The organism is Paenibacillus sp. J22P90 (assembly GCF_059692195.1).
In genome coordinates this window covers 16,230-28,231 of record NZ_JCAUAY010000001.1, presented here as the reverse complement: position 1 = coordinate 28,231, position 12,002 = coordinate 16,230, and the positions used below count along the sequence as shown (strand labels likewise).

Annotated in this window: 8 protein-coding genes; all 8 read right to left on the bottom strand. The window is 50.1% G+C overall.

Annotation, left to right across the window (positions count from 1 at the left end; genetic code table 11):
* Positions 1-8: 8 nt before the first annotated feature.
* Positions 9-482 (bottom strand): EAL domain-containing protein, encoded by a 474-nt coding sequence (locus AC58UX_RS00120; RefSeq protein WP_497248506.1) that lies wholly within the window; start codon positions 480-482, stop codon positions 9-11.
* 123 nt (positions 483-605) lie between these two features.
* Complete coding sequence (locus AC58UX_RS00115; RefSeq protein ID WP_497248504.1) at positions 606-812, bottom strand: hypothetical protein; 207 nt, start codon at positions 810-812, stop codon at positions 606-608.
* Positions 813-888: 76 nt separating this feature from the next.
* The gene (locus tag AC58UX_RS00110) at positions 889-2,094 is read right to left on the bottom strand and encodes an MFS transporter (RefSeq protein ID WP_497248502.1); all 1,206 of its coding nucleotides are present in this window, start codon (positions 2,092-2,094) and stop codon (positions 889-891) included.
* A 29-nt stretch (positions 2,095-2,123) separates the two neighbouring features.
* Positions 2,124-3,425: a D-arabinono-1,4-lactone oxidase gene (locus AC58UX_RS00105; protein WP_497248500.1), complete on the bottom strand. Its 1,302-nt coding sequence runs from the start codon at positions 3,423-3,425 to the stop codon at positions 2,124-2,126.
* Positions 3,422-4,612: an amino acid deaminase/aldolase gene (locus AC58UX_RS00100; protein WP_497248498.1), complete on the bottom strand. Its 1,191-nt coding sequence runs from the start codon at positions 4,610-4,612 to the stop codon at positions 3,422-3,424. Before AC58UX_RS00100 ends, AC58UX_RS00105 begins: the two co-directional genes overlap by 4 nt.
* Positions 4,613-4,642: 30 nt before the next feature.
* Entirely contained in the window at positions 4,643-6,013 is a 1,371-nt protein-coding gene (locus AC58UX_RS00095; protein WP_497248496.1) for an aldehyde dehydrogenase, read from the bottom strand.
* A 178-nt stretch (positions 6,014-6,191) separates the two neighbouring features.
* Positions 6,192-9,074 (bottom strand): golvesin C-terminal-like domain-containing protein, encoded by a 2,883-nt coding sequence (locus AC58UX_RS00090; protein ID WP_497248494.1) that lies wholly within the window; start codon positions 9,072-9,074, stop codon positions 6,192-6,194.
* A 25-nt stretch (positions 9,075-9,099) separates the two neighbouring features.
* Positions 9,100-12,000 carry a sugar-binding protein gene (locus AC58UX_RS00085; protein WP_497248492.1) on the bottom strand — a complete coding sequence of 967 codons (2,901 nt, stop codon included), beginning with the start codon at positions 11,998-12,000 and terminating at the stop codon, positions 9,100-9,102.
* Positions 12,001-12,002: the final 2 nt, after the last annotated feature.

Sequence of the window (12,002 nt, the reverse complement as noted above, 5' to 3'; positions counted from 1 at the left end):
CATCAGTGTTAGAGAGTGCTTTTTTCGATGGACGAATCGTCATTCAACAATTTTAAAGTGGCCTCTGCAGTTATCGGTTTACTGAAGTAATAGCCTTGCACCTTGTCACATTGATATTGACGTAAAATATCTAATTGTTCTTTATGTTCGACGCCTTTAGCGATGACCTTTAATCCAATATTATGGGACAGCTCAACAATGGTCTTCATAATCGTCTTCATAATTCGGCTGTCACTGTCAGAATGAGATAAAGCATCCACGAAGCTCTTATCAATTTTCACGTAATCGATCGGCAGGCTTTTTAAGTAATTGAGAGAAGAATACCCCGTACCGAAATCATCTAAGTACATTTTAATACCTAAGCCTTTCAGCTGTTCAAGCTTCCGCTTATTGGAATCGAAGGATTCCATCATAACCGTCTCTGTGATCTCAATTCCAATCCATTCAGGATTGACGTCTGTATCGTTCAGAATGCTTTGCACATTACAAAACGACTAATAACACACTTTGTAAGCTTTAAATCACAGAAAACTGGAAGCTTTATACGACAAAAAAGACGCTCTTTGCATGCATTAGAGCGTCTTTTGGGGTTGCTTATGAGGTGCTCACATGTTTGTCGAACATTGCGGTGGTGGAGCAATTACGAAGGTCGCGCTGCTGCGTAAATATCGACCGTTACCCACCTTCACCTCGGTGTTGTCGAACTCCTCGACAAGTCCCCCGCCTATCATTTTGCCATCCAGCAATACCATAATGTAAGATCCAAACAACATTGCATTCGTAAAATCTGCATCTTGATGAATAAAGTTCATAAGACCCTCCTGAAAAGTAGATTACATAACTAGTTCTCTTCGCAATCTACTTTTCCTTTTTTCATCCCTTTTTTACTTACATGTATTCGTTTTTTTCACTTTGGATGATCGAAGGGGCCGTCTGCAGCCACCTAACCGCAGGCAAAATGAGAATCGCAACAGCAGCTAACATGCCTAGCGCAACGATACGATTATTCAACAAGAGTTGAACAAGTAGTGACAGCACGATGCCGCCTAAGTTACCAAACAGCAGCAGCATGCCTGTGACCGCGCCGACGGACTGCGGATCGGATTTAGCCTCTGCCAGCGAGAGCATCACGGGCAAATCGGCTAGTAACAGGAAGCCGCATACCGCCAGCAGGCTGAGGAACATCCACTGTGGCATACCGACGGCAAGCCCGAGCAGCAGCAGCACGCTCACCACAAGTGAGCAGAGCACGACCGCTCGCGCGCGCTGACCGCGCAGCGCCCAGCGTGGCACTACCGCAGCGCCGATAATCCCCGCTGCGGTCATAACCCCAATGCCAATGCCCACTTGCTGGGCATTGAAACCAATCGCGCTGGCCAGCACTTCAAGCCATGTCGCCAGCGTAATGAAAATGCCGAAGCCTGCGAACAGCAGCAGGCTGAACAGCCTTACCCAGCGCTGCGACCAGAGGGTCGCAATTGCGCTGAACCCGAAGGCGCTGCTCGTTTCCGCAGCAGCCGCATTGAAAACTGGCGCGCGTCGCAGCGCCAACAGCATGGCCACAGCGGCGATGACGCCAATCGCGCCTTGTATAATCAGGACTGCCGGCATCCCCTGCCACGTCAGCAGAAAAGGAACAGTAACCGTCGAGATCAGAATCCCGACGAACAAACTGGCGGTTCCCGCCGCAATCGCATGAGCTCTTTGCTCTGGACGCACGTAGAGCACGGCTAATTTGTTCACCGCATTGAGTACCAGCGGCTGACCGATGGAGATCACAATCTGTCCGATGAGCGCATACTCATAACCAGGCACGATCCGAATGAGGCCACCAATTGCAGTCAACGCAGCACCCACGAGGAGCGATCCGCGAAACCAACGGTCAGCAGCAAGGCCGAAAGGCACAGATAGCAGCACATAAACAAGCGGAAAAACTAGCGATAGCCAGCCTACCGCGTCGACAGAAACGTTCCACTCACTGGATGCAGCCGTCGTAATCGGTGTAAAAGTTACCCATAACAGCTGAGTCACCGCCGCCAATAAGGCGTAAGCCGTGACAACTGACCAGCGAGAACGAGGCGCACTTAGCTCCATCACAGACACCTCCCAAGACCTTGTCAACCTTATCCTGTCACGCCGAAAATCTTTTCCAGATACCCGTTCAGCATAATGCCGTCCGGGTCCAACTTCTCTCGAGTCTGGCAAAAGGATTGCCACATTGGATATCTCTCCGACAATTCCGCTGAGCGCAGCGAATGCATTTTGCCCCAATGCGGCCTGCCGCCGTGCTGCAGGAAAATCTCCTCCATCGCCGCAAAATACGCCTCATGCGGCATCCCTTTATACATATGAATCGCAATGTAGGCAGAATCCCGTCCGAACGCCGGACTTAACCAGATGTCATCGCCTTTGGCAAAACGGCACTCGATCGGAAAATGAACCTTGTACTTGTCCTTCGCCATCTTCTCGCGCATTTCTTCGATCACAGCCGGCATCGCTTCTGCAGGGAGATTGTATTCCATCTCGTTAAAACGAACGAGTCTTTGCGTCGCGAACAGGCGATGGCTGTAATCGACTTTGCTTCCCACGGGCACTTGCGATGCGGAAATTCGACTCACCGTAATGCTGAGTTTCGGGACCTTACGGCATAATTCAGACAACAGACCGAAAACCGTATTTTCAAGTAGGATATCTCCGATGTAATCACGCACCTTGCGGCTCGTCACCGCTTGATCCGTCGGGTTCATGAATTTGAGCTGACACGGGTCCGCATAGGGAAACCAATAAAATTCAAAATGCCGATGTCCGCCCGCGATATCGGGCAACTCCTGCAAGCATTGTTTTAACGGCATGCGCTTGCTTTCGTACTTCATTTTATAAGTCGGCTGGAGCCTGAGTCTCACTTGCACGATGATACCCAACGCGCCAATGGAAACCTGCATCGCTTTAAACAAATCAGGGTGAGTCACAGGTGTACAGGCAATAACCTCCCCTGCACCAGTCACCATCGTTAGTCCAACTACTTGCGTAGCGATGTTGCCGAACTGCTGACCAGTGCCATGCGTCCCCGTACTAATTGCACCAGCGATCGACTGTACATCAATGTCGCCGAGATTCTCCTGCGCCAGCCCTTTGGCGAACAACAGTTCTCCGAGCAACTTAAGTTTGGTGCCTGCCCATACGGTCGCTGTCTGCTCCTGTGCGTCTACCTCAATTAAACCTTGCATGCGGTCTAGCGAGATCAGCACATCATCCGACGCCGCAATCGGCGTAAAAGAATGCCCCGTACCGACAACACGCAGCCTACGTCCTTCGCGTCTGCAGAGCCGAACCGCATCGATCACAGCTTCGATGGAGTCCGGATAAAGCACCGTCAGCGGCGATGCCTGAACGATTCCCGACCAATTGGACCATTTGCTCCTCATAGAAAACACGCCCCCATACCGCGATATGTTGGATATGTACTTACAATGCTGCCCTGCGAAACAGCATACAGCGTAAGGAATCGCTCACAGAGCTCCCCTGCCTTCGCATGTCGGAAAAACACCGGATCGCCCAGCCCCAACTGCACGTCGCCGCGCACGCGCAGCGGTGTTTGCACTTCACCTGCGCCCTCCAGCGGGAATAGCTCCAGACCTTCCGGCAAATACGGCTTAGGTCGTTTGTCTATCCCGGTCGGTCCAGAAGCCGTATAACCGCCGCCCATACAGGTCACGATGTTCGGCTGCGGACTTCGCACCACCTCTACCGCATATCCAGCAGCAGGCTTGTAGCGAAAGGATGTGTAGTTGTCGAACAAGCCCGGTGAGTAAAAGCCAGAGCCTGCTGTAATCTCGGTCACACATGCTTCTTTCCGCGAGCTGTCCATACTTCCCGTCCCGCCAGCATTGACGAAACGCAGCTGGACTCCCATCGCCTCAAGCCCGCGTGTCACTTCCGATCTCCACTGCGCAGCTTTGCGAATGGAGGATTTTTTCAACCTGCGGATTAGCGCATTTTTCAAAGCTTGCCCAGGTACCTGATCGCCTACACCGGCAATCTGCGCCTCATATCCCATAATGCCGTTAAGCCGCAGCCAGCTCGATCCGACAATCCGCTCAGCCACAGGACGAACCTGCTCCCATCGTGTCAACGGAGAACGCCACACACCGAAATGCAGCCCTGGAAAATCCGTCGACATATCGATGTCGATACAAACGGGCACAACAAGCTGCTCGGCAGCCGAGAGCCGCTCTATCTGTTCCACATGCTCGATACAATCGACCATGAACGTAATCGTTTTGCCTTCGCGAATTAGCGAAATCACATCTTTTAATGCCTCTGCGTGCCACTGCGGATAGCCCAGTAAAAGATCATCAAAGCCTTCACGTGCCAAGAATACAGCCTCCGCCGCCGTGTAGCACATAATCCCCTGATACACGTCATCAGCTGCCAAAATACGGCGAAGCACCTCCGGACAGCGAATCGACTTGCTCGCCACCCGAATCTTTTTTCCCCCGGCTTCCTTGGCAATCGCCTTTATATTCGCATCCAACAAATCCAAATCAACAAAGGCAAATGGCTTCGGCACATCCTTGAAAATCTGTTTATAGTACTCGTAGGATCCTGTCATGAGACTTACCTCTTCCCAATAGAGCCGTCGTTAAGGCTTCGTCAGCCTGCGAATGATTTTCAACCCGATTTTACTGGATGGATAGCGAAAAGGAATATCGAACTTCGTCGTCTGCTTTAATATACTTTTCATATGCGAAAAAATTTGAAAGCTCATCTCGCCATGATAGCTGCCCATTCCGCTCTCGCCGACGCCGCCAACAGGCAGATGCGTTGATCCAAAATGCATCAGCGTATCATTGACACACCCGCCGCCGAATGAAATTCGCTCCAGCAAGGTATCTTGCACCTTTTTATCCTCCGAAAAAACATACAACGCCAGCGGCTTCGGCCGAGCTTGAATCAAGCCTACCACTTCATCAAGGCTGTCATAGGTGAGGACAGGAAGAATAGGGCCAAAGATCTCCTCTTGCATCACGGGCATTTCCCATGTGATATCTTCAAGCACTGTCGGCTCGATTTGCATCTTCTGATCGTCAGCCCCACCGCCAATTGCGACCTTCCCATCTTGTAAAAAATTGAGCAACCGCTCGTAATGACGGCGGGAAATAATTTTGCCGTAATCGGGGCTTTGCAGCGGCTTGTCGCCGTAGAAGGAGGTGATCGCTTCTTGCAAATAAGTCTGCAGCTTCTCTTTCACGCTACGATGCACGAGTAGATAGTCGGGAGCTACGCAGGTCTGTCCCGCATTCGAGAACTTCCCGAACGCTATCCGTTGTGCGGCCAGCTTCAATTGCGCATCGTGATGGACGATGCAGGGGCTCTTGCCGCCGAGCTCTAGCGTGACTCTTGTGAGCCGCTTCGAAGCGGCCTCCATCACAACTTTCCCAACGGCTACGCTTCCCGTAAAAAAGATTTTATCAAACGGCTGCTCCAGCAGCTCACGGCTGGCTTCCACACCGCCCTCCACCACAGCGATATACTCAGGTTCGAACGTCGCGCGTAGGATCGCGGTCATTACAGCGGATACCGCTGGCGCTAGCTCGGAAGGCTTCAGCACAACCGTATTGCCAGCCGCAATGGCTCCCACTAACGGGTCAAATGCCAACATAAACGGATAGTTCCACGGTGCAATGATGAGCGCCGCACCCAGCGGTTCAGGAATGATGTAGCTGCGGCTCCCGGAATGCGTCATCGGTGATTTCACTTTTTTCGGCTTCATCCAACGTTTCAAATGCTTCACGACATGTGCAATTTCTTGATAAACGATGCTTATTTCAAAAGCGTAAGCTTCCTTCTCTCCCTTATTCAAATCGGTGCGAAGCGCCTGAATAATCTCTGACTCACGTTCGACAATCGCTTGCTTCAGCTTTTTGAGCTGTGCAAGCCGGAAATCGAGTCCACGCGTAGCACCGGTGTGATAGTAATTTTTTTGCTGAACCATCAATTGGCTTATCGCCATTCGACTCTCCTCCTCTGGGATATTTATATCCTAAGTATGTTTTTTGAAAACGCTTACAATATACTGGATTGATCAATTACTTAATTCTATTATCTTACCACCGCAATCCCCGCAGTGACAATGGAAAAAAGCCGACCAACAGCTCTGTAAGCTGTTAGTCGACCTTCTATCACTTCATTTACTGAAGTGTTGCTTCTTCCGCCAAAGCCGACGTATCGTTCGTGTTATCCCACATATACGCTTTGATGTAATGACCACTCACCGAAGCAGGTGTAGTTAACGTTGCGATAAACGTTTTGTTATCATACTTGTTCACAACGGCTTCTTGAATCGTGTATGACACAAGTCCCGTTGGTGAATACAAGGCGAGAATTAATGTCGCACTGATCTGCTTCTCCGAGGAATTTACCACTCTGGACGAGGCAGTAATGGCGCTGTTCGCGGAGATCGACGTTATCGTTTGGCCCGTTGAATTCGTAAAGGTTGGCACATCTACCGTCAATCTCGGTCCAACAATCAATTCAGCAGCATTACTCACTAACGTATTGCCGCCAAAAGTAAAGTTCGCGCTGAATTGCGTTGAGCCGTTCGCATTACCGGTGATTACACCGCTGCTTACACCGGCAATCGACGCATTACCCACGGTGTACGTAAGCGCGGCGCCATCTGCGACGAGATCCACCGATTGCCCTAGGTTATCAACACCCGTGACTGTGTACGTGGTGGTTTCCCCTAAACGCAGTTGCAGCTTTTTCGTCGTCAGCTGGACACTCACGATATCATCTAAGCCGAATGTGCTTTCGTAGACGAATTTCACGGCATCCGCTGCCACTTCGCCATTTCCAGCATCGCCCAGCTGCACATAGCCTGTAGTGCCTGCGCTGAAGCGATGGATACCGAGCGGAACCCATGCGCCGCCTTTCACGCGCTGATCGACCGAGTACGTTTTGGAGCCGCCGGCTCCGCTGACCGTATAACTTGCATTACCAGCGCGCGATGTCGTTCCGTCCGGCAGGAAGTAGTACACCGTATAATATCCAGTAGTCGGGATCGTCGGTGTCCATTTGACCGTATTCGCTCCTGAACCTGCTGCGATACGATGGTAATCGTTATTATAAGCGTTACCACCTGTTGCCGCCGTCCAGCTTCCTGTTCGAACAGCTTGCGCGTTATCAACCGTTACTGCCACCTTCGTTGTTGCGGATACGGTAGCGCTTGCTGCAGAAGCATTCCAAATTCTATCTTTCGCTTTGATATAGAAGCTGTAGGCTGTTCCCGGCGTCAGACCTGTCACGGTAGCCGTATTAGCAGCGATGACCGAAGTCAGGACCTGATTGTTCGCTGCATTATAAATGTCTGCATCCAATGGAACACCACTTTCAACCGAAGTCCAAGACAACGATACCGTCGTATCGCTTTTGCCTGTAACCGTTACAGCTGTTGGAGCGCTCGGCGCCACCGTATCTGTGATTGAACTTGTTGGATGTTCGAAAGCCCCAATATCTGGTAACCCTGTATAAATCGGATTGTTCCAGAAATCGCGAACCCCGTGATTAGCGACCACTCTTCCGGCACCGATGAGCGGGGAAGTGGCATTCAATTTATACCCATCCACAGTCGTCATGCCGTCTGCACCTGTCCCTGGATTCACGAAGCCAGGGTTTCCAACGATATTGCTTAGGCCTTGTGCTGGCGCAGGCTGACCATAGAACGCATTATTGATAAACCTTGGCAATGCCGAATACGTCTCAGTTGACCCTGTGACATAAAAAATATTGTTGATGAACGTGGCGTTTGCACTGTTTTTCATTTGGAAGCCAATACCAAGGCTGTTATAGAAGACGTTATTGTAGAAAATGCTAGGGTCGGCACTGTTGATCGTGAAGCTATGCCAGCCATTTCGCTTATCATTCTGGCTGATGTTATAACGGAGGATGTTTCTCCCATTCTTCAACTGGTTCATATCCATGAAAAATCCGCCTTCATTCTCATGGCTATAATTATATTGGAAAATATGATCACCCTGCGCTTGAATGTCTGTATCGAAAGCCGTTGAGTCGGAGTCATTTTTGATTTCTGCATTCACCCGTCCCACTTCGTTAAACTGCACGAGCGCTTGATTCGTTCGCCATACCCAGATGCCTGCAATCCATTTAATACCAGGCGCATAAGCCCCCACATCCAAGGTGACATTATTCTCAATCAGTGGATTGTTAGTGACCCCGATAATAATGCCATCCGCACCGTTATTCATAATCGAATTACCTCGCACGGTAACATTCCTGTTAAAGTACATCGTATCGCTGGAGTGCCCCGCCATATTGATCCCGATCGTAACCAGATCATGAATGTAGTTATTCTCAATCGTCAGACCGTCGTAATAAGCCTTCGGCTGAGTGGGTTCCCACTCCCAACCATCGATTTGAATACCGGCGTTCGAATTTTTGTTCACGCCTTTATCCTTGCCGTCTGTAGTCGTCGTTGTCGTCTCGCCGGTCAGATTCATGCCCGTCACATCATGGATATCCATGTTGCGGATCGTAATCCCTCGCATTGGACCGTTATGGAAAGCTTTAATCCATATCCCGTTCCGGCGATAGTAGCCGGTCAAGTAATCGTCGGGATCGGCAGCTTTATAGTTCGTTATCTCCAGATCCTGCAACGTAAAGTACTGAATATTTTCCAATTCAATCGCAGCGTAGGCGGCATTTGCATTGATGATCGGTTTGACATCCCCGCCGTATTTCCCCACAATAATTGGATTACCTGAAGCACCCGAGTTTCTAAGTTTTAGCGAGCCTGTGTACGACGTGCCCGATTTGAACAATATTTGATCGCCAGGCAAATAGTTGGTCTTCGCATTAACTTTGGTTATAGTTCTCCAAGCCGTTGTCGTACTTGTGCCGTTATTACTGTCGTTTCCATTTACAGCATCGACGTAATACGCCGTATTGTCAGCATAAGCATGTTCCCCTGGTACGACTGCAACCCATGCTGTCATCAACACGGCAGCTGACATCATAATCGAAAATGCCCGCCCTACGATCCCTTTAAGCTTCATGGTTTCCCTCCTCATGAACTGCCGATTAGTTAATAACAACGGTCGTCACTCGCGGATTGCGTACGCCGTCTCCGCCAACTTTTACTGTGTAGGTGCCAGGGGAAGCTTCAAGTGCGCTTAGGTTGTGGCTAAACGTGAAGTTTCCGGAGGCATTGCTTAGCGTTTGTTCAAAGTACACCGTGGCGCCTGCCGCATTTTTGACCAACAATGTCATTAAGCGCGTATTCACTTGGGTCGTTTGCCCCGTAACTGTAAGGAGGTTCGTGCTGTTGTTATAGCTGGCGGATAAACTCATTTCTGCAGCTGGCGCAGAGGCCTGTTCAAATGTGACTGTACCGAATTGTCCCCTTGCCCGCTTGGCTGATTCGCCATTGGTCGTCCAGCCCCATTGTCCACGACTCGCATAGCTGCCATCACTGAGCGCCGCGTTCAGAAGAAGCGCTTTCCCTTCCCATGGATTTGTGATGCCAAGCGCATAAAGCGGTATGGCTGTTTCCATGGTATATCCGCTGCCATCTGCATCTCTCAAGAGTTCCATGAACACTAGCGGTTTCGAATTAGCGCCTTGCGTATTCATATACCACTGGTAGCCATTCTCAATACCGCTGCCTAGGACAAGCTGACGGTCACTTGGCAGCATCGTTCCGACTGCCTCCGGATGCTGTGTGAAATCCATATCCTCATCACCCAGGAAGAGTTCTAGCGCATCGCCGTTCCAGATGCCTGTTCCTGTTCGCGTATTGTTCATCGGGGTCGGGTCTTTGATTTTCGCGCCGAGGTAAAGCTTTTTATCATCATATTTCAGATAAATATCTGCCCTATGTTGATCGCCGTTGTTATCCGTCAATCCTTGAATTCGTATCAACTCGCTGCCCGCCCATTCGCCGCTCGGGTTGCCGCTTGCATCGGTCGACACCACACCATCCAGCGTTATTTCGGAGGCTGTCTTTTTGATCGTAACGTCGTAATCCGCCGGGACCACAGGGATTTCTGCACCATAACCGAAAGCAAGCTTCGTCATGTAAGGGAAACCGTTCGCGATATTGCCGGCCAACCTTACCCTGACGTACTTCACCCCATTCGGCAAATAATTAGCATGCAAGGTGTCGGGAATACTATTATTGGCTGAGGACCCGAAGGCAGGATGCTTATAAATGCCAGACAGATTATACAGCGTGAAATCCGTGCCGTTCGTAGACGTCCAGAGCTCAAAGGCAGGAGTGCTAGGCAAATTGGCGTAATAGTAGCCCTCGAGATAGGCTGATTTGAAATCTTTGCCGGTTGGCGCTGCAAAAGTCATAGCTGTTGTCGCTACAGCCGGGTTGGTTCGTTTCACATAAGACGTCGTATTAAACGTGCGAATCAACGTAGAAGTTGTCAACGGAACCACTTGCAAATTGCTCGTGTCGCCGCCGCTCACGTACTTCGAGAAATCGACCATCGTATCTTCCACATAGCCGTCAATGCGAGCTGAAGTTGAAAGTGAACCTTCAAAAGCAACTTGATCGACCTTGAAATCTGACGCTGTCCCGCTGTTAAATGCTGCTGTCGGCATTTTTACACGAAGGAACTTGGTCCCAGGCGTAATAGGTGACGCAGCGACATACGTTGCTTTCACAAATTGAACGTCGGACATGAGCTCAGGATGAAGCTTGCGTACTAGCGTCACTTTATTGCCATCCACGAGCGTTCCTGTCTGGCTGTCGTAGGTCGCTTCATAGACGGATAAATCATCTAATGGCGTAAAATTCATCGTCCATTTGTTATACGTCACATCAATGCCGAACGATTTGAAATCTTGTGCACCTGAATAATAAGTGAAATTGCCGCCAATTCCTGTTACACTTCCACTGCTTAAGGTAACACCGCTCTGGCTGTACACGAGGTCAAGCTGATTGAGTGCATCGGTGGCACGTCCTGTAGCATCAAAGGTAAGGACATTGCCTGGATAACGAATATAGACAGATGGGCTTAGTACAGCTGTACCCGTGAGCACACCTGCAGTTGCGACCGGTGTTACTTCAAAGAACAGATAGCGGTTCACATCGGCTGCCCCAGCCGTATAGGAAAGCGAGGTAGCGCCACTGATCACAGTTTTACCCGTGCCATCTGCGTTCGTCCCCCGATACCATTTGAACGTTGACGTGCCCTGCGGATTCGATTCTGCATCAGCATACGTATAACTGCCCGTTAATACTTGGCCGCTTAGCGTTGTGCCGTTCACCGTCACGCCGGATGCGGTTGGCGCCTGATTAGGCGGATCTGCCACAAATTTGCTCACCGAGATATTGTCCATCTGAATCGTGCCCGATTGATAGCGATAGGAGGAGAACGTATAATCCGTCACTTCACTCGCTTGTTTATACAGCGCAACATTCGTTGCGGACGACATAGGCAAGCCGTCGATGGACACGCTGTATTGTTTCGTTGTCATATTCACGTCAACATGAATGTTATACCATTCATTGGCTACGATGCCTGACAGTACGGTCGATTTTAAATTACTGCCATACCTGCGCGCAATATTGCTTCCATTGAACAGCAGTTCCAGCACTTTATCGCCTGCGGCATCCTTGAGTAAAAGGAAGTAGCCCTCAAAGCTTGAGCCGGTCTGCTTCGTCATGACCTGCATATCGACCGAGAAATCCGTCGTAATTGGCGCTGCAAAAGCATAAGTCGCCGTATTCGCCACGGAATTATTCGTTTCTGTCGTCGTCAAATAGCCGTTGCCAGCCGTATCTTGTGCGACAGAAACGAGATTCGCGCCGGTCGTCGCCGTCCACCCTGCCGGTACTTGCCCAATGGTTGTCGTCTCAAAATCTTGCGACAATACGTTGACAATCGCCGCCTCTGCTTTCGGCAATACGAACGGAAACATGCTGAATAGAAGAGTAACGATAAGAAGCATGGTTATTCTTTTTCTCATTT